Here is an 18,411-nt window from a genome sequence, read left to right as displayed (position 1 = left end):
CTCCTAATAAAATTGGAAAAGGTTAGGTCGTTGGTATCGCTGCTTTGCGAAGGGCATTGATTTCAGCGCGCAAAGTCGCATTCGTCTCTCGCAAGGCGTCGATTTCGTTTCCGGCTTCTTGCGAGGTCAATCGCTGCGGAATATGGCGTGGGCAGTTCCAGTCAAACGCTTCGACTTTGATCGAAACAATGCGTTCGGCGGGCGTGTGTTGTAGTAGAGGTGCCAAAGCATCTTGGGTGCCATGACTTACATCCGTGAGAATGGCGCGCCCCCAAATTTTGAGCCGCCGCGCATTCGGGTAATCCATCAAAATCAACGAGATGCGATCGTTTTCCCGTAGGTTTCCGGTACTGAGATATTGCCGGTTTCCTCGTAAATCTGCGTAAGCAATCGTGGTGTCATCAACGGCCTTTAGAAAGCCCGGCGCACCACCACGAAATTGAACATAGGGCCAGCCGGTCTCAGAAACTGTCGCTTGATAAAACCCGTCTCGTGCTTCGATAAATGAACGTTCTTCGGCCCCCAAAACATCACCGCCGCTGCGATCTGCTTCTAAAAATCGGGCATATTGGCCAGCGCCATTTCGTTTCTGTTCGTCCAGAACATTTGGCGTAAAGGCAATTTTTGCAAATGCATATGGCATAGGTTTTCTCCTTAAAGACCAAGCTCTTCTAGATTTGGGTGGTCATCGGGCCGCCGCCCCAGAGGCCAGTCAAACAACCGGTCGGCCCTATCGATGGGCTGATCATTGATGCTGGCAATTCGGCGACGCATGCGGCCATCAGCAGCAAATTCCCAATTCTCATTCCCAAACGAACGCCACCATTGGCCGCCCACGTCATGCCACTCATAGGCGAACCGAACAGCAATCCGATGATCCGCAAAGGTCCATAAGTGCTTGATCAAACGATAACTGAGTTCGCGTTGCCATTTTTGGGTCAAAAACTCGTGGATTTGATCATGTCCAGTCAGGAAGACGGACCGGTTCCGCCATATGCTTGTGACACTATAGGCCGGAGTAACGATATCCGGATCACGACTGTTCCAGGCATCTTCTGCGGCCCGCACCTTTTGACGGGCAAGCGCCAGAGTAAAGGGGGGCAAAGGTAGGCGATTATCAGGCGACATTTCCATCTCTTCCAACATGTACCGATCAGTAAACTTATGACAGATACATGCACCGATCAGTGCACCTTGGCAAATCATTTTTCATGATGAAGGAGATCACAAACAGAGAAGACCCCCGTAATAACCTAAATTTATTGATGATATTGACTGTCGGAAAATTTCAGCAGATAAACAGATCAGTAAATATGAGGGCGAAATGAGCCACAACAAACGCGCTGAGTTGATTCGGAAATCATTGGATTTGTTTTACCGCAACGGGTTTCATGCCACCGGAATGGACCTGGTGGCCAAGGAAACCGGCGTTTCGAAAACTTCGATTTACAAGCATTTCCGGACAAAAGAAGAGCTCATCCTTGCGGTTCTGCGGCTCCGAGATGAAAATTTCCGAAACCGATTGTTCCGCCGCATGGAAGAGATATCGGACACGGCAGAGGGGCAGCTTTTTGCGCTGTTTGACGCCTTGGAAGAGTGGTTCCAACAGGACGGATTCCAAGGCTGCATGTTTATAAAGGCCAGCGCTGAGTATCAGGAAAGGGAACATCCGATCAACGCCCAAGCCTTGGAACACAAACGGCTTTTACTAGAACACTTCACTCAGCTGGCCACAGCGGCCGAGTACGAAAACCCGCGCGCGCTTGCCTGTCAGATTTTGGTTCTCAAAGAAGGGGCAATCGTTTTGGCGGCCATGTCACACAGCTGCGACCCCGCGAATGATGCCCGCAAGGCCGCCAAGGTTTTACTGTCTCATTACCCAAAGACGAATGAAGATCGCAGTTGACCGATCAGTTCATAAACTTGCACACTTAGATGTCTTTGACCAAGCGCAGCGCATCGTAAATCGCCGCGTGGGTATTACGGGCGCTCACGGCATCACCGATCCGAAACAGTTGAAATGCGCCGTCTCGGTTGTGTAAAACCGCTTGTTTTTGGCCGGAGATCAGGGCGTCATGATCCACCGCACCGTTATTCGTTGAGAACGGTTTCAGATCAAAATAGAGTTCCGCAAGGGGGAGCGTACCGTAGTTGATCACGATTTGATCATATTTTTTGACCTTAGTAAAATCACTATAATCGGTGCCAATTTTGGCCTCAAGTAAGTTGCCTGTGCGGGTCACGTCCAACAATCTTTGCGTGACTGTAAAGGTCACATCTTTGTCCTGCAAATTACGCATATAGGGGACAAGGTTCATGCCCATAATGTCCGAGGCAAAGACGCGGTCCGGTGTCATCACGTCAACTTTGGCCCCCGCATTGGCGATGACTTCGGCTGCCATCAGGCCTGGGTGATCACCGCTTTCGTCATAAATCAAAACGTCGTTGCCCGGTTTGACATCGCCTGAAATGATGTCCCAGCTGGTCGCGACCAGATCCTGTTCCTTTCCACTCTCGAACAGCATTGTGTTGGGCAACCCACCGGTCGCGATTAGAACGACGTCGGGGGATAAGGCCGTCACATCAGACACCTCGGCCCATGTGTTAAAGTGAAACTCAACTCCACGGGCCGCGCATTGCACCATGCGCCAATCAATGATGCTGATCATTTCGCGCCGTCTCTCGTTCCGGGCTGTCAAGCGAACTTGCCCGCCGGGATCGGGTTGGGCCTCGAATACAGTCACCTGATGCCCGCGCTCAGCTGCGACACGCGCCGCCTCTAATCCGCCGGGACCAGCGCCCACCACAACAACCTTTTTGGCCACGTCGGCAACAGGCACGACATGAGGCATGCTCAACTCTCGCCCGGTGGCTGCGTTATGCATGCACAACGCATCGCCGGCCTCATAAATCCTGTCAAGACAATAGGTTGCGCCAACGCATGGGCGGATATCCTCCTCTCGCCCTTCAACAATCTTGCGGACAATATGCGGGTCGGCCATGTGGGCCCGCGTCATTCCGACCATGTCCAGCAAACCTGCTGACACCGCATGGCGGGCCGTGGCGACATCCGGGATTTTGGAAGCATGGAAGGTCGGCATTCCGGTTGCCGCACGCACCGAGCCAGCAAAATCGAGATGAGGGGCGTTTTTCATTCCCTGAACCGGGATCACATCGGTCATGGCCGGGTCCGTGTGAATGCGGCCGCGGATCACATTGAGAAAATCGACCTGCCCAGTGTCTTTGAGCATCTGGGCAATCTGCAGCCCCTCTTTTGGCGTCGTACCGCCAGGCTGAGCTTCGTCAGCGGTAAAACGGACCCCGACAATAAAGTCAGGCCCAACGCGCTTGCGAATGGCAGACAGCACATCCATCGAGAACCGAAGACGATTTTCCATGGTGTCCGCGCCATAAGGCCCATCGAGTTGATTGCTAAGCGGCGACCAGAATTGTTCCAGCAAATGGCCATAGGCCTGAAGTTCAATTCCATCCATACCGCCCGCTTGCATCCGCTCAGCCGCATCGGCGAAATCGGTTATGATACGGTCGATATCCCAATCTTCAATCACTTTGGGAAAGCTACGATGTGCCGGTTCCCGGTGCGGTCCCGGTGCCACCGAGGGCAACCAATCACCCTTGGCCCAACCGGTTCTACGCCCCAGATGTGTCAACTGGATCATCACCGCACAGCCATGGTCATGGCAGGCATCGGTGAGATCCTTGATCCATGGCACCACCTCGTCCTTGTAGGCGAGGATATTGTTAAAAACCGGCGGGCTGTCTTTGCTGACCGCAGCCGACCCCGCCGTCATGGCAAGAGCCACCCCAGCCTTGGCACGTTCGGCATGATACGCGGCATACCGCTGTTTGGGCATGCCGTCTTCGGGATAGGCCGGTTCATGACTGGTCGTCATAATACGATTGCGCAAAGTGAGATGTTTGAGCTGATAGGGCTGCAAAAGCGGGTCGGTCGACATCTGTTTTGTTCCTTAGTACCACATATCGGTCATGCTGGCCTTTTTACGCGCCATAAAATCCTTGAGCGCCTCGTCGGTCGCGATATCCAACGGCGGTGCCTCATATGTTTGCAAGGTCGCTTTCCAACGTTGGTTCGACCGGCTCGCCGCGTCAATCCCCCCCTGTTCGTCCCATGTTTCAAAGGGTTGATCATCGTTCAAACCGCTATCCCAATAGGCGGTTTCATAGTGGCGCAGGGTGTGGTCGGTTCCGAACAAATGCTCGCCCGGACCATTCTGCGCGAGGGCTTCCACACCCAAACTGTCCTGATTGACCTCAAAACCGTTCAGATAGGCATGCAGGGCCCCGCACATATCTGTATCCATGACGAATTTCTCATAGGACATCGACAGCAAGCCATCCAAAAACCCCGCCGAATGCAAAATGTAATGCCCGCCGCTTTGAATGGCGGACATCATCGACATCATGCTTTGCTGCATGGCTTGGGCATCGGGGAGCTTGGAGGTGCTAAAGCTGCCTGCGCATCGTAGCGGCATGTCCAAACGACGGGCCAATTGCCCCATGACAAGCGACCCCAGCGCAGGTTCAGGTGTGCCAAACGTCGGAGACCCCGAGCGCAGCGACATAGAACTGAGAAATGCCGCCAAAATCGCAGGCGCACCGGGGCGAACGAGTTGCGTCAATGCACAAGACACCATGCTTTCAGCCAAGGATTGTGCGCAAGCGCCTGCCATTGTCAAAGGTGAGACGGCCCCGCCAAGCAAGAAGGGCAAATGGATGCTCCCCTGCCCGGCTGCCGCGTATTCACGAATGCCTTTTGTGGTGACACCATCAAGAACCAACGGCGACGTGGTGTTGAAGTTTCCCATGATCACGCAGTTTTGGTCAACGACGCTTTCGCCAAATAAAACGCGGCACATTTCGATACTGTCAGCTGCACGTTCTGGGGCGGTGATAGACCCCAAAAATGGCCGGTCAGAATAGCGCATATGGGCATAGACCATGTCCAAATGCCGCTTGTTCACCGGGATGTCCGTTGGCTCGCAAATTGTACCGCCTGAGTGATGTAGCCAAGGTGAAGATTGCGCCAGTTTCACAAAATTCTCGAAATCCTGGATCGTGCCATATCGCCGCCCCTGATCGAGATCCATCACAAACGGAGAGCCGTAGGACGGTGCAAAAACTGTGGCGTCACCTCCTATTTCCACCGACTTTTCAGGGTTACGAGCAAGTTGGGTAAACCGCGCCGGCGCAGTTTTCAGAAGATCGCGCACCATGCCCGGCTCAAAGCGCAAGTTCCATGCGTTTTGCGCAACCGGGGTGACATCTGCCCCAGCCTTGCGGAACAGATCGACCGCCTCGGGATCATCGCGAAACTCCATGCCGATATCCGACAAAATCCGATCACAGGCCGCTTCGATTTGGCTCAGCCCTTCGTCTCCCAGCAGGTCATATGGCGGAATTTTCCGAGTGATATAAGGCACATAAAGGTGCGGATTTTGGCCGGGCGCGGAACTGCGCTGGGGCTTGGAGCCCGATCTGCGTCGGCGCCGAACTTTTTCCTGGGTCTCTAGTTGCATGTCGGGCCCTCCCTCGGCTGAGTCTCTCATGACATGAGCGTCCTTCAAACTTGACACATGTGTCAAGAAACTTGTGAATACGCGATGTCACTGATAAAAAGAGATCATGACCGAACATCCCCGACAAAAAGGCAGTGAAGCTGTCTGGCTCGACGCTGCGTATGAGTTGCTCACGCAAAACGGAGTTGATGCGGTCAAAGTCATGCCGCTTGCCAAAAAGCTCGGCTTGGCACGCACCGGTTTCTATTGGCATTTCAAAGATCGAGATGCGCTTTTGGATGCCATTGTCAGCCGGTGGGAAGAGAAAAACACCGGTAATTTGATATCCAGAGCAGAGGCTTATGCGGAAAGCATAACCGAGGCGATGTTCAATCTGTTTGACTGTTGGCTGGATGAGACCCTCTTTGATGCCAAGCTTGATTTGGCGATCCGCAACTGGGCGCGCAATGATTTCGGCCTGCAAAAGCGTTTGGATGACGCGGATGCCGCCCGCGGCAAGGCTATTCAGCAGATGTTTGAACGGTTTGGGTATTCAGCGGCTCAGGCCAAGGTCAGGGCGATGACAATCGTCTACACCCAGATCGGATACATTTCGATGCAGGTTTACGAAGACCGCTCTGAGCGCATCAATGCCATGCCGGATTATATTGAGGTCTATACAGGGCGTCCTGTGGAAGACACCGACAAACATAGGTTTTTTGCGCGACACAATCACAGCGGATAGCTGATGCTTGTTGGCTCAACCCGTTAACCATTCTTAACGGTTAGAATTGTAACAATTCTTTTCGGCAATATACTGTCACAAATTGTGTCAGGTCTGCCAACCTATGAAAACCAAAATTATGCGCCCCGCGCGATCAATCACCGACCGAGTGTTTGACAACCTTTTCCAAGCCATCACCAAATTGGATTTGCGACCAGGGGAACGGCTTTCTGAAGCTGATATCGCAGAGCAGCTTGGCGTCTCGCGCCAGCCCGTACGCGACGCCTTTTTCCGGCTGTCGCAACGTGGCTACGTCGAAATCCTACCACAAAGAGGCACTCTGGTGTCTCGAATTTCTGAAGAGCAAGTGTTAAACGCGATGTTCATTCGGAGGGCTTTGGAATGCGCCTGCCTCCAAGAGCTACCGCCCCTGAGCGCGGATCGTCTCAAATCTTTGGCAGATATACTCGACCGTCAAGAACAAGCCATGCTTGAAAATAATGGTACTGAATTCAATGCTCTGGACGAGTCATTTCACCACAAGCTGTGCGATCTGGCTGGCCGTGGGCATATTTGGTCGCTGATATTGGAGCAAAAGGGCCACTTGGATCGTGTGCGCTGGCTGACCCAAGCGTTCCACCGAAAAGACTCTCTGAAGGAACATCATGATATCCTTGACGCATTGAGCTCTGGCCAGACTGATTGCGCGAAATCACTGCTCAAAACGCATCTGAGCAAGGCACAACAGGTCCTTCCGCAGATACGTCATGACAATCCTGCGCTCTTCTCTCAGTCTGAGTAATTCACTCAGGCTGACAGATTTCCCCACGCAGTACAGCAAGGCCTGTTCGCCAGATCAAACCTAAGACGACCAAGACCAAGACGATCAAGAACGCAACGGCAAGGATTGAATGGGGTTGTGATGAGCTTAGGTCAGCGTAGCGAAAGGTGGCAAGTGATAGGGCCGCAATTGGAAAGCTAAGTGCCCAGAATGACAGGGCAAAGGGCAGTTTCAAAAACCCGCGAGCCTGAACAGACACAATCGCAAAAAACGTGATCGCCGCATAAAACAGAATGCGGGCGAAGGGATCGAGCACGCCACCATTAAGCTGGAGCCACGCCAAAAATCCGACGGCTGGTGGGGCAATTAGGATAGCCAATGTCGGCAAGAGCCGACCAGGCAAGGGATCGTGAAAGATGAGGCGGTTCATCACGAGGGTCAAAAGCACCACCCAAAATATCATCCCGGTCGCGAAAAACAGCCAGCTGAGTTCGACAAAGCCCAGTGGAATACCTGCAATCGGGGCGACCACATTGCCTACCGCAGGAATAAACCAAGCAGGTGAAATATGCATGGGTTGGAAAGGCCGCCGACCTATCCAACCAGAAATCACGGCCAATGTCAGCCCAGCTTGCAACGCCGCACCAAGGCACCAAAGCCCACGTGCAACAAGGGGCGCATCGCCGCGCATGGCAGTTGCCAGAAGCAAAAGCGATATCGAAATCGCAGGAAAAAACGCAAGCTTGACCGGGTGGAGCCATTCTTCGGTGATCGTTTTGGGGAACCGGATTGCTTTCAGCCCATAAAACGCCAAGATCACAGCGAAATCGAGCACCGTCATCCAGAGGAGACTGCGCGACATCGCATGACCAAACCCCATCTGGGTCTCGGCCATGTGCAGCGCCAAAGATGTACCAGCAAGGCCCATGACCGTAGCAAACAAAGTCACCGGAAGATGTTGTAATTTGCTCTCGTGAGGCGCGTCATTTTTGGCCGTCATAGCAATGCCCGATCCATATCTTTTCATATATTAATTTCAGAATATTTCTTTACCCTTCCTAGCATGTCTGGTCAAAGCAAAAAGCCCCCCGTTGCCACGGGGTCAGACTGGTTCAGACGTCTCTAGGGACTCGGAACATGCTCTCGTATTGGAGGCCGACAACTATGTGGGGGTTGGTCCTATAGTTCACCAGTCCCCTCGCTTAGTTGGACAAGATCAGACGTAGAGCCGGCAAAAAAGTATCCTGACATATACTCGAAGAAGGCATCATCTAGGTCAGTGTCGAGCCCTGTGAAGCTGTCATTGGGACTTTATTCCGCCCGTAACATCGTCATCACCGCCGCGCCAGGTTAGGGTGTCGTCCCCTGCCCGCCTTGAAGAGAATTGTCTTGAAGACTGCCATCGGTTGAAATGTCAGCTGACGTTTTGACTCTCCTCAACTGCGCTCAGGCGAACCTCTTACAGGTTGAGTTCACTTGAACCGCACCCGCGAATCTCTTGAAACGGCAAGGTCGTCACATCCAACAAAAAAGCCGCATGACTAATCATGCGGCTTGGTCTGCTTTATTTGGTCTGGCTTAGGTGTTGAACAGAAAGTGCAACACATCGCCATCTTTAACCAGATAGCCTTTGCCTTCTGCCCGCATTTTGCCAGCATCCTTGGCACCGTTTTCACCGTTGCATGACAAATAATCGTCATAAGCAATTGTTTCGGCGCGGATAAACCCGCGCTCAAAATCACCGTGGATGACACCAGCGGCCTGCGGGGCAAGGGTGCCTTGCTTGATCGTCCAAGCGCGCGCCTCTTTGGGGCCGACGGTAAAGTAGGTTTCAAGGTGCAAAAGCTCATAACCCGCCTTGATAAGCCGATCCAGGCCAGCTTCCTCAAGACCAAGTTCGCTCAGGAACATCTCGGCTTCGTCGTCCTCAAGCTGGCTAATCTCTTCTTCGATCTTGGCCGAAATCACCACATGAGTGTTGCCCTGTTCAGCCGCCATTTCAGCCACCTTTTCAGACAGATGATTTCCGGTTGATGCTTCGCCTTCGTCCACGTTGCACACATAGAGAACCGGCTTGGTCGACAGCAATTGCAGCATTTTCCAGGCCTTCATGTCCTCTTCGTCGACCTCAACCAAACGTGCTGGCTTGCCTTGTTCAAGCATCGCCATCGCATCTTTCATCAGGCGTTCTTGTTGGACCGCTTCTTTGTCGCCACCACGTACTTTGCGGGTGATGGTCTGAAGTCGTTTTTCCAGCGATTCCATATCCGCAATGATCAGCTCTGTTTCGATGGTTTCCGCATCTGCAACAGGATCAACGCGACCATCCACATGGGTCACATCCTCATCTTCAAAACACCGCAGCACATGTGCAATCGCATCGGTTTCGCGGATATTTGCCAAGAACTGGTTGCCCAGCCCCTCGCCCTTGGACGCGCCTTTGACCAGACCAGCGATGTCCACAAAGGTCATGCGTGTCGGAATGATCTGTTTTGAACCGGCAATTGCCGCCAGTTTATCAAGACGCGCATCCGGTACGGCTACGTCGCCGACGTTCGGCTCGATCGTACAAAACGGAAAGTTCGCAGCCTGAGCGGCGGCGGTTTTGGTCAGCGCATTGAACAAGGTCGACTTACCCACATTGGGCAGACCCACGATTCCCATCCGAAAGCCCATGCTGGCAGCTCCTTTGTTATGACGGGCTGCTTCTAGGGCCTATCTGTCGGCAACTCAAGCGGTTCCGAAGCGTGGCACCGCATGGGTCCAAAAACGCCACGCCAAAAGCACCGCCGCAAGGCCCAAACCAACCACCAACCCGATCCAGATTCCAACCGCCCCCCAGCCGACAACAAAGCCGAAAACATAGGCGGACGGCAAGCCGATGATCCAATAAGCAAAAGCCGCCATAACCATCGGAACCTTGGTATCCATCAATCCGCGCAACAAACCCAAATGGATAACCTGCATTGCATCAACCAATTGAAACAGCGCCGCCAAAGCCAATAAGATGGTACCGATCCGCAGCAATTCGTCCAAATGCGCCTCGTTTGGATCAAAGAAAATTCCCAAGAGGGCTTCGGGAAAGATCAAAAAAGCCGCCGTGGCAATCGCCACAAGGCACAGGGACATAAATATCACCACCTTTGATCCCCTCACCAGATGAGGCGGATCACCGCGCCCTTTCGCATTGCCTGCTCGGATCGTGGCGACATTCGACAAACCGACATGCATCATGAAAGTCGCGCTTGCGATCTGTAACGCGGCACCATGCGCCGCAAGCGGCACTTCACCAAGCCAGCCCATCAACACAGCCGAAAAGGCGAAAAGCGCGACCTCGGCCAACGTGGTAAGCCCAATGGGAAAACCAAGTTTAAAGACCCGCATAAACATATCAGTATCCGGCTTCCAAAACCTGACAAACAATTGATGATGCGGAAGTTTTCTAATGGCATAGAGGATCGTCAAGGCCACCCCGGCCAAAGTCGACAAAACCGACGCAATCGCTGCGCCCTGGAGGCCAAGCTCAGGGGCCCCCCAATTACCAAAAATCAAGGCATAATTGGCGATTATGTTGACGACAGCCGAAGCCAAAGTGATCCAGAGCACAATCCGAGTATGCTCCAACCCTGCCAGATAGCTCTTCAAAACCATCACGCCCAGCGCCGGCAACATCCCCCAACCAGCAATACGCAAATAGATTTGGGCATTTGCCGCCACATCAGGTTCCTGCCCCATTGCTCCTAGAATCGTGCCTGAAAACCACATCAGCGGCATGACCGACGCAAAAAACAACAGCGACCACCACAGAGCCATACGCGTCGAGCGCCGAATTTGCTGATCATCGTCTTGCGTCGCAAATTCAGCGACCATCGGCATAACCGCAAAAGCAAAGCCCGAGCCAAACAAAAGCAACGAAAAGAAAAACGACCCGGCCAAGGTCATGGCCGCCAGCTCAGACACTCCGTACCAGCCCATCATGATCGTGTCGGTCAAACCGATCGCAAACTGCGCCAAATGACCGCCCACAAGCGGCAAGCCCAGCACCAGCACGGAACGTCCGTGCTGCACATATGTCATCTCTGTTTTTGTCATTCTCAGCACCTAAGCCTGTGCCCTGAGTTGCGCAAGGATTCTCCTGATGACGCAAGAGCAACCAGGCAGACATCCATAAGATGTGCTATGCAGAGGAAAGTATTTCGAGCATGTGAGGTGTAAAATGTCTGCGACTGTTGAGACCAAAAATTTATTCGATGACAGCCGAGCATTCCTCGCGGAGCTAGAAGCAAACAACAATCGGGATTGGTTTCATGAACACAAGTCGCGGTGTGACGCGCTTTTGAAACGGCCTGCGGAAAAATTATCCCACGATATGGGGGCATGGTTCGACGAAACCAAAGGTGTCACACCAAAGGCCAAGGTGTTTCGTCCGCATCGCGATGTGCGGTTTTCCAAAGATAAGACTCCGTATCACACTCATTTGCATGTGCTTTGGTCTTTGCCCGATGGACGCAGTTGGATGCTTGGACTGTCGACGAGCTATGCAACTGTGGGCGGAGGGGTGATGTCTTTTGAGAAATCTCAGCTAGATCGATACCGATCAGCCGTTGATGCGGATAAGGACAAAGAACTTTCAACACTTTTGCAAGCCGGTGGATGGCGCTTGGATGAACCGGCGCTCAAACGCGTCCCGGCACCCTACCCGTCCAACCATCCACACGAAACGCTTTTGCGCTGTAAGGGCTTGGTTGCTTGGCGGGATGATCTGGAGGAGGCCCTAGCCGCTGATCCGATGCAGGCTTTGCAGACGGCCTTTCGCGAAATGAACCCTCTGCACGACTGGCTGGGCCGCGCCCTAAACGAGGCACGGCCCGACTGAGTTAAGAACTCGATTTGCGCGTATCAGGATGAAGCGCTGTCCCGAGGATGTGATCCGAGCGATGGATCACATGGCTTGCACCGCCCACAATCAATGGATCAGCAGGCTGAGCGATCGAGAGATCCTTGCCCGGATAATCAATCGTCGACAGGAAATGACGCATGCAATTCAATCGGGCGCGTTTCTTGTCGTTCGACTTGATCACAGTCCACGGCGCATCGGCCGTATCTGTATAGAAGAACATCGCCTCTTTGGCTTCGGTGTAATCATCCCATTTGCCAAGCGACGCCTTATCAATCGGGCTCAGCTTCCACTGTTTGAGCGGATCCATTTCACGGCTGTCAAAACGCGCTTTCTGCTCCTCTTGGGTGACCGAGAACCAGTATTTATACAGCTTGATCCCAGACCGTACCAACATCCGTTCCAGATCGGGTGTTTGGCGCATAAACTCAAGGTAATCATTGGGTTCACAGAACCCCATAACCCGCTCAACGCCGGCCCGGTTATACCATGACCGATCATATAAGACGATTTCTCCGGCCGTTGGCAGATGATCAATATACCGCTGGAAGTACCACTGGCCGCGTTCTTCGTCCGTCGGCTTATTGAGAGCGACAACGCGAGCATTCCGAGGGTTGAGGTGTTCGGTAAAACGTTTGATTGTGCCGCCTTTACCGGCCGCGTCACGACCCTCGAACAGCAACACAAATTTTTCGCCGGTTTCTTGCGCCCATAGCTGAACCTTCAAAAGTTCGGCCTGCAGCATGGCTTTTTCTTTTTCATAGCTTTTGCGCGACAGCTTGTCGGAATAAGGGTATTTCCCAGATTCAAAGGCTTGGCGAATAGCTTCTGGCGACGGTTGCTTACTAACATTTGCCGCAGAACTAGGGGCCCCAACAACCGGTGTCTGCGCTGTGGCGGCAGGCTCCGCAGCCCCGTTGGGCTTTTGCGACGGTTGGGCTGACGTCTTGGCGACAACGGGTTTGGTGGCGTTGGTTGAGGTCCGTACTGTGGTCATAGAGAATCCTTTCACTGTCTTTGCGCCTAAGTTAGCGACCTCTCGACCACCCCGCCTTGACCCCTGTCAAAAAACTGTCACAAACCCACATCTATTGTGTTCGCCCCGGTCTATTTTCCAGATGGCATTGATTTTCTGCTCTGCTTCCGGCAACACGGCCTGACCATCCTGCGGAGAGCCCCATGACTCGTATCGACACCAAATTTGCCCAGCTCGCTGAACAAGGGAAAAAAGCCTTTGTCGCCTACATCATGGCCGGTGACCCCAATGTTGAGCGGTCCCTTGAACTGATGAAGGGGATGCCAGAGGCGGGTGTGGATATCATCGAGCTTGGCTTGCCGTTCACGGACCCTATGGCCGACGGTGAAACCATCCAATTGGCAGGTCAACGTGCGCTTGATGGCGGCATGACGCTCAGCAAGACATTGGACATGGTTCGCGAATTTCGCAAAGGCGATAATTCAACCCCGATCGTTTTGATGGGATATTACAACCCCATTTACTCGCGCGGGGTCGATACCTTTCTAGCTGACGCCAAAGAGGTGGGGATTGACGGCCTGATTATTGTCGACCTCCCCCCGGAAGAAGACGAAGAGTTGTGTATTCCAGCCCAAAAGGCCGGGTTAAACTTCATTCGTTTGGCAACGCCGACAACAGATGACAAGAGGCTACCAAAGGTGCTCCAAAACACCTCCGGTTTTGTCTATTATGTGTCCATCACAGGAATTACCGGTGCCGCAGCCGCCCAAGCAGGGGATGTTTCGCCAGAGGTGAAACGCATCAAAGCCAAAACCGATCTGCCGGTGATCGTTGGGTTTGGCATTCGCACGCCCGAAACATCGCGCGATATCGCCTCTGTTGCAGATGGCTGTGTGGTCGGCTCAGCAATTGTAAGTGAGATGGCGTCGGGCAAGCCTGTGAGTGACGTACTCTCCTTTGTGAAATCCCTAGCGGATGGTGCTCACTCGGCGTGATTGTCTAACAAGCGCGCCATACAATCAGCAAGTTCTTCCCGTCGTATCGGCTTGGACACATGCGCGTCCATTCCCCGTCTTAAGTAATCGGAAACTTGATGTGTCATAGCGTTGGCTGTGAGCGCAATTATCGGCACGGGCTGCATGCGCTTGGCGCGCTCATACACGCGAATTCTGGCCGCCGCTTCGAGGCCACACAGGATAGGCATGTTAACATCCATTAGGATAATGTCGGCTGGGTCTGCCTGAAAGGCTTTGACCAGCTGAGCGCCATCATCAACGATCCGAAGGTCGAAATTGTACCGTTTGAGAAGCAGTTCCAAAACTTTTCGGTTTGTTTTATTGTCCTCTGCCGCCAAGACACGCCAAGTGCGCCGGGCAAGGATCGCGTCGCTTCCAATTTCAGTGGTACTTTGGCCGGTTTCGCTCTTCTCACTTGGGGTGACGTGCATCGTCGCAGTAAAAACGGAACCACGCGTCTTGTTCGGCGCATAGGTCAAGTCGCCCCCCATCAGGATGCACATCTGACGAGAAATCTCCAATCCTAATCCTGTCCCGCCAAACTTCCGCGTGATCGACGTATCAGCCTGCTTAAAAGCCTGAAACAACTGATCTTGCCCAACGTCGGAAATACCAACCCCGGTATCAGTTACGGTCATGGTCAAAACGTCCTCTTCAACCGATGTATCAACGCTTATCCCCCCGGCTTCTGTAAACTTCACTGCATTGGACAACAGGTTGGATAGGACTTGCCGGACCCGTGTCGGATCGCCCCGGACATGACCGCGCATACCAGCGCCAAATTCGAGGTCAAATTGCAGGCCTTTCTGCGAAGCCTTTGACCCAAACAGTTTATGCGCCTCTCGGATGACTTTAGATAAATTGAAGCTGACATCCTCAAGCTCCATCTGGCGAGCTTCGATTTTGGATAGGTCCAACAAGTCATTCAGCAAATCCAACAGCGCGTCAGCAGAAGACTGGATCACACCAACCATATCCGCACTTGTGTCATCCAATCCGGCTTCCTGCAGAGCAGTCGACATTCCAAGAATACCATTCAAAGGCGTCCGAATTTCATGGCTGATCATTGCTAGAAACGCGCTTTTGGCGTCATTTGCGTCTTCTGCCCGTGACTTTGCATCTTCAAGATCGGACGTCCGGGACCGAACGGTTGTTTCCAAACCCTGAGCCTGCGCCTTCAACTCTTGGTAAGCGTCATAAAGCTCTCGGCTTTTGTCTTCCAAGAGCTTTTCTGCCTGCTCTCGTGCTTTTCGCTCTCTCAGGTACCTTTGGCGCGAAACGCGGTCGTCCGAGGCCTGAGAATCAACCATTGTCATGATTATGCAGCCATTCGCACCAAGAACACCGCTTGCCCTGCGTTATTTTCGCTTTGGTCATCGACGATCACATCCGCAGCATGGCCAAAATGGGTGACACATTCCTCGATGAGACCACGGCAAAACGAGACAAGTGGCCGACTGGACTTATAAGTCATTTCCAAACTTCTCTCATCTGGGCGACGGGTTTCAAATTGTGGCAGCTCAGCATCTGGGTAGAGCTTACGAACCTCAACGTGGACTTCGTTTTCAATCGAATCAAGCATATCTAACACGTTGCTTTTGGACGAGAAAAAGTCCGGATAGCCTTGAGAAAATCGCCGCAGCATCCAAGCCCCAAATTGGCGCTGTAACTCCTCCACCGAGGCACCGCTATAATCGCTGACCGCACCAACGATCTGCATTAGTTCCTTACATGGATAGTTGCCGACAGCTGTATAGGCCGCGTCACTTTCAAGATTGAGTGCCGCTAAAATTTGATCCATCGCCTCTTCGCCCAAGGCGTTTTCGGCCATCTCTAACAATTCTGTAAAAACCATGCCCTTCATAAAGAAGTTCCCAATTGCCACTTTGTCCTATCGGTAACGCAAAGCAATGAACGCCTCCTTAAAACTGCCGTGGTGACGCAGGCATGAACTGTTCTATTGCAAGTTTTTCGCCGCATTGGTAACCGTTCCTTACCAATTCGACCAATTCGTGAGAGCGCCATGCCTGTCATTACCGAAATCGAAGACCTCAAACGCATCTATCGACGCCGTGTCCCCAAGATGTTTTATGACTATTGCGAGTCCGGGAGTTGGACTGAGCAAACCTTTCGCGAAAACAGCTCGGATTTTGACAAACTCTATCTGCGCCAACGTGTTGCTGTCGACATGGCCGGCCGCACGACCCAAACCAAAATGATTGACCAAGATGTGTCGATGCCGGTGGCTCTGGCCCCAGTCGGCCTGACAGGAATGCAGCATTTTGACGGAGAAATCAAAGCCGCCAAGGCCGCAGGCGATTTCGGCGTTCCCTATTGCTTGTCGACAATGTCAATTTGTTCCATCGAAGATGTGGCTGACAACACCGACAAGCCGTTTTGGATGCAGGTATATACACTGAAAGACGATGATTTTATGCAGCGTCTGTTCGATCGTGCCAAGGCTGCCAAATGTTCAGCAGCGGTGATCACTGTAGACTTGCAGATGTTAGGCCAGCGGCACAAGGATTTGAAAAACGGTCTCTCGGCCCCGCCAAAATTGACCCCAAAATCCGTGGCCAACATGATGACCAAAGTCCAATGGGGCCTTGGAATGTTGCAAACCAAAAGGCGGTTCTTTGGCAATATTGTTGGGCATGCCACTGGCGTAGAAGACGCCTCTTCGCTGTCGTCCTGGACGGCTGAAGCCTTTGATCAATCGCTGAACTGGGACCGTATTCGCGAGTTTCGCAAAATGTGGGATGGCCCGTTGATCATCAAAGGCATCATTGATCCGCGCGACGCTCTGGAAGCCTGCAACGTTGGGGCGGATGCGATTATTGTATCCAACCATGGCGGTCGCCAGCTCGATGGCGCGTTGAGTTCGATCAGAGCCCTTGAACAGATTATGGATGCGGTTGGCGACAGAATCGAAGTGCATCTTGATAGTGGTGTGCGCTCTGGTCAGGACGTGCTTAAGGCCGTCGCGATGGGGGCCAAGGGGTGCTGGATTGGTCGGGCCTATGTGTATGGGCTTGGTGCCATGGGACAGGCGGGCGTAACGAAGGCGTTGGAGGTTATCCACAAGGAACTGGACGTGTCCATGGCGCTGACCGGTCACACCGACATCAAAAACGTCGGGAAAGATATCCTCATGATCCCCAAGGACTTTTCAGACAACTGGAAATAAAGAGAAGGCCGGGTAACACCCCGGCCTTTTACATTTGCGATAGCGTATGGCGATTAAGCTCAGGCCCTTAGGGACGATACCGAGACACCATTGGGACAAGCACCAAAGGGACCAGCAATAGCAGGATGGAAATCGCGGTAAACGACACGGGCAACCCAAAATTTTCAGCCAAGAAGCCCATCATAGGAGGCCCAATAAAGAAGCCTGCGTACCCCAACACAGCAATGCGCGAAATTGCCAAGGCTTTCTTTTCTGACGAGACCATCCGTCCGACCCAGGCAAACGCCATTGGTGCGACCACCGACACCCCCATGCCAAGCAGGCCAAAGCCTAAATAGGCCACCGCCAAATTAGGAGCCCAGGCGGCCACGACTGATCCGATCGCCGCCAAAACAGTCGCGGCACGGATCACCACGGCCTCAGACCAGTAATGCACGATCACTTGCCCGGACAAGCGTCCAATCGCCATGGTGATCCCTAATATTGCCGGGCCAAGTGCGCCTTCTGCCGCCCCTGCTCCCAATCCGCGTTCAAGATGCAAAGCCGACCAGCCTTCGGTGGCCTGCTCAGACATAAAGGCAAGCAAAACAATCAACCCCGCAGGGACGAGTAAGACCCAAGACAGACGACGCGGTGCGAGATCTTCTTCGCTTTGCTCTGGATCGGGCACCGGGGCCGCGATCATTTGGACGATCAGGAGCAAACAAACTCCGACGAGGGCTGTGAAAATCATGGCAGGCGACCAGCCCGCTTCGCGTCCGAACCCGCCGGCCAAAGCGGACATCGCATATGAGACCGAGAAAATGCCATGGGCAAGGTTCATCAACGGGCGCCCTGAGGTCCCTTCCAGCACAGAAATACGCGCGTTCATGGCCACATCCAGCGAACCGGATCCAATGGTTGCCGCCATCATCGCAATCGCCAGAAACGCTCCGGTGTTGGCATGACCCGGAAACAGGAATGCAGTGGCCATAAAGGCTGCCAGCACCGGCAATGTCCAACGGCCAAGCTTCTGTTCCGCCTTAGGCGCGAGCCACATCGCGCAAACGGCCCCAAGGGCGGCAATAAGCATGACAACGCCAAATTCACCATCGCTCAGCCCAACCTGAGATTTAATGACCGGTACCAAAGAGGCGAAGCTACCCCAGAACAGACCTTCGGCGGCAAAAGCGGCCAGAGGTCCGCGAGAAATATAAATATCACGTAGCATGGGGCGAGTGGTGACACGGCTATTCGTTAGCGTCCAAACACGATTTGCAACGCTCTGTGTCAAAGCGCTTTGAGCATTCCCCG

17 protein-coding genes are annotated in these 18,411 nt (G+C 53.2%); 6 read left to right on the top strand and 11 right to left on the bottom strand.

Annotated elements, in window-relative coordinates; all coding sequences use genetic code 11:
* Positions 1 to 22: 22 nt before the first annotated feature.
* Positions 23 to 643 (bottom strand): pyridoxamine 5'-phosphate oxidase family protein, encoded by a 621-nt coding sequence (locus tag ACRBB0_RS11775; RefSeq protein WP_431374629.1) that lies wholly within the window; start codon positions 641 to 643, stop codon positions 23 to 25.
* An 11-nt stretch (positions 644 to 654) separates the two neighbouring features.
* The gene (locus ACRBB0_RS11770) at positions 655 to 1,128 is read right to left on the bottom strand and encodes a DUF1348 family protein (RefSeq protein ID WP_431374628.1); all 474 of its coding nucleotides are present in this window, start codon (positions 1,126 to 1,128) and stop codon (positions 655 to 657) included.
* Between the two features lie 196 nt (positions 1,129 to 1,324).
* Between ACRBB0_RS11770 and ACRBB0_RS11765 the strand changes: the two genes are divergently transcribed.
* Positions 1,325 to 1,906: a TetR/AcrR family transcriptional regulator gene (locus ACRBB0_RS11765; protein WP_431374627.1), complete on the top strand. Its 582-nt coding sequence runs from the start codon at positions 1,325 to 1,327 to the stop codon at positions 1,904 to 1,906.
* 25 nt (positions 1,907 to 1,931) lie between these two features.
* On the opposite strand, the gene ACRBB0_RS11760 is transcribed toward ACRBB0_RS11765, so the two are convergent.
* Together ACRBB0_RS11760 and ACRBB0_RS11755 are read right to left on the bottom strand one after the other, a co-directional pair.
* Positions 1,932 to 3,977, bottom strand: coding sequence for an FAD-dependent oxidoreductase (locus tag ACRBB0_RS11760; RefSeq protein WP_431374626.1), 2,046 nt, complete (start codon positions 3,975 to 3,977; stop codon positions 1,932 to 1,934).
* Between the two features lie 12 nt (positions 3,978 to 3,989).
* Positions 3,990 to 5,558, bottom strand: coding sequence for a trimethylamine methyltransferase family protein (locus tag ACRBB0_RS11755; protein ID WP_431374625.1), 1,569 nt, complete (start codon positions 5,556 to 5,558; stop codon positions 3,990 to 3,992).
* A gap of 106 nt (positions 5,559 to 5,664) precedes the next feature.
* On the opposite strand from ACRBB0_RS11755, the gene ACRBB0_RS11750 reads away from it, so the two are divergent.
* Together ACRBB0_RS11750 and ACRBB0_RS11745 are read left to right on the top strand one after the other, a co-directional pair.
* The gene (locus tag ACRBB0_RS11750) at positions 5,665 to 6,282 is read left to right on the top strand and encodes a TetR/AcrR family transcriptional regulator (protein ID WP_431374624.1); all 618 of its coding nucleotides are present in this window, start codon (positions 5,665 to 5,667) and stop codon (positions 6,280 to 6,282) included.
* A 103-nt stretch (positions 6,283 to 6,385) separates the two neighbouring features.
* Positions 6,386 to 7,063 carry a GntR family transcriptional regulator gene (locus tag ACRBB0_RS11745; protein WP_431374623.1) on the top strand — a complete coding sequence of 226 codons (678 nt, stop codon included), beginning with the start codon at positions 6,386 to 6,388 and terminating at the stop codon, positions 7,061 to 7,063.
* A 1-nt stretch (position 7,064) separates the two neighbouring features.
* Here ACRBB0_RS11745 and ACRBB0_RS11740 read toward each other — a convergent pair whose 3' ends face one another.
* The 3 genes from ACRBB0_RS11740 to ACRBB0_RS11730 form a co-directional block, all read right to left on the bottom strand.
* Positions 7,065 to 8,069, bottom strand: a complete 1,005-nt coding sequence (locus ACRBB0_RS11740; protein ID WP_431374622.1) for an SLAC1 anion channel family protein — start codon at positions 8,067 to 8,069, stop codon at positions 7,065 to 7,067.
* 551 nt (positions 8,070 to 8,620) lie between these two features.
* The gene (gene ychF / locus ACRBB0_RS11735) at positions 8,621 to 9,718 is read right to left on the bottom strand and encodes a redox-regulated ATPase YchF (protein ID WP_431374621.1); all 1,098 of its coding nucleotides are present in this window, start codon (positions 9,716 to 9,718) and stop codon (positions 8,621 to 8,623) included.
* A gap of 54 nt (positions 9,719 to 9,772) precedes the next feature.
* Positions 9,773 to 11,134, bottom strand: coding sequence for an MATE family efflux transporter (locus ACRBB0_RS11730; RefSeq protein WP_431374620.1), 1,362 nt, complete (start codon positions 11,132 to 11,134; stop codon positions 9,773 to 9,775).
* Between the two features lie 124 nt (positions 11,135 to 11,258).
* Between ACRBB0_RS11730 and ACRBB0_RS11725 the strand changes: the two genes are divergently transcribed.
* Positions 11,259 to 11,918 (top strand): DUF2461 domain-containing protein, encoded by a 660-nt coding sequence (locus tag ACRBB0_RS11725; protein WP_431374619.1) that lies wholly within the window; start codon positions 11,259 to 11,261, stop codon positions 11,916 to 11,918.
* A 1-nt stretch (position 11,919) separates the two neighbouring features.
* Here ACRBB0_RS11725 and ppk2 read toward each other — a convergent pair whose 3' ends face one another.
* Positions 11,920 to 12,936, bottom strand: a complete 1,017-nt coding sequence (ppk2, locus tag ACRBB0_RS11720; protein ID WP_431374618.1) for a polyphosphate kinase 2 — start codon at positions 12,934 to 12,936, stop codon at positions 11,920 to 11,922.
* Between the two features lie 182 nt (positions 12,937 to 13,118).
* On the opposite strand from ppk2, the gene trpA reads away from it, so the two are divergent.
* Complete coding sequence (gene trpA, locus ACRBB0_RS11715) at positions 13,119 to 13,910, top strand: tryptophan synthase subunit alpha (protein ID WP_431374617.1); 792 nt, start codon at positions 13,119 to 13,121, stop codon at positions 13,908 to 13,910.
* On the opposite strand, the gene ACRBB0_RS11710 is transcribed toward trpA, so the two are convergent.
* Both ACRBB0_RS11710 and ACRBB0_RS11705 read right to left on the bottom strand, forming a co-directional pair.
* Positions 13,898 to 15,247: an ATP-binding protein gene (locus tag ACRBB0_RS11710; RefSeq protein ID WP_431374616.1), complete on the bottom strand. Its 1,350-nt coding sequence runs from the start codon at positions 15,245 to 15,247 to the stop codon at positions 13,898 to 13,900. The two genes, trpA and ACRBB0_RS11710, sit on opposite strands and share 13 nt — an antisense overlap.
* 2 nt (positions 15,248 to 15,249) lie before the next feature.
* The gene (locus tag ACRBB0_RS11705; RefSeq protein WP_431374615.1) at positions 15,250 to 15,795 is read right to left on the bottom strand and encodes a heme NO-binding domain-containing protein; all 546 of its coding nucleotides are present in this window, start codon (positions 15,793 to 15,795) and stop codon (positions 15,250 to 15,252) included.
* A gap of 159 nt (positions 15,796 to 15,954) precedes the next feature.
* On the opposite strand from ACRBB0_RS11705, the gene ACRBB0_RS11700 reads away from it, so the two are divergent.
* Positions 15,955 to 17,118 (top strand): alpha-hydroxy acid oxidase, encoded by a 1,164-nt coding sequence (locus ACRBB0_RS11700; protein ID WP_431374614.1) that lies wholly within the window; start codon positions 15,955 to 15,957, stop codon positions 17,116 to 17,118.
* A 67-nt stretch (positions 17,119 to 17,185) separates the two neighbouring features.
* Here ACRBB0_RS11700 and ACRBB0_RS11695 read toward each other — a convergent pair whose 3' ends face one another.
* A complete protein-coding gene (locus tag ACRBB0_RS11695; protein ID WP_431374613.1) occupies positions 17,186 to 18,328 on the bottom strand; it encodes an MFS transporter in 1,143 nt (380 codons plus the stop codon).
* Positions 18,329 to 18,411 lie beyond the last annotated feature (83 nt).

The organism is Pelagimonas sp. (assembly GCF_050633425.1).
Lineage (GTDB): Bacteria > Pseudomonadota > Alphaproteobacteria > Rhodobacterales > Rhodobacteraceae > Pelagimonas.
This window is presented reverse-complemented; position numbering and strand designations above follow the sequence as displayed.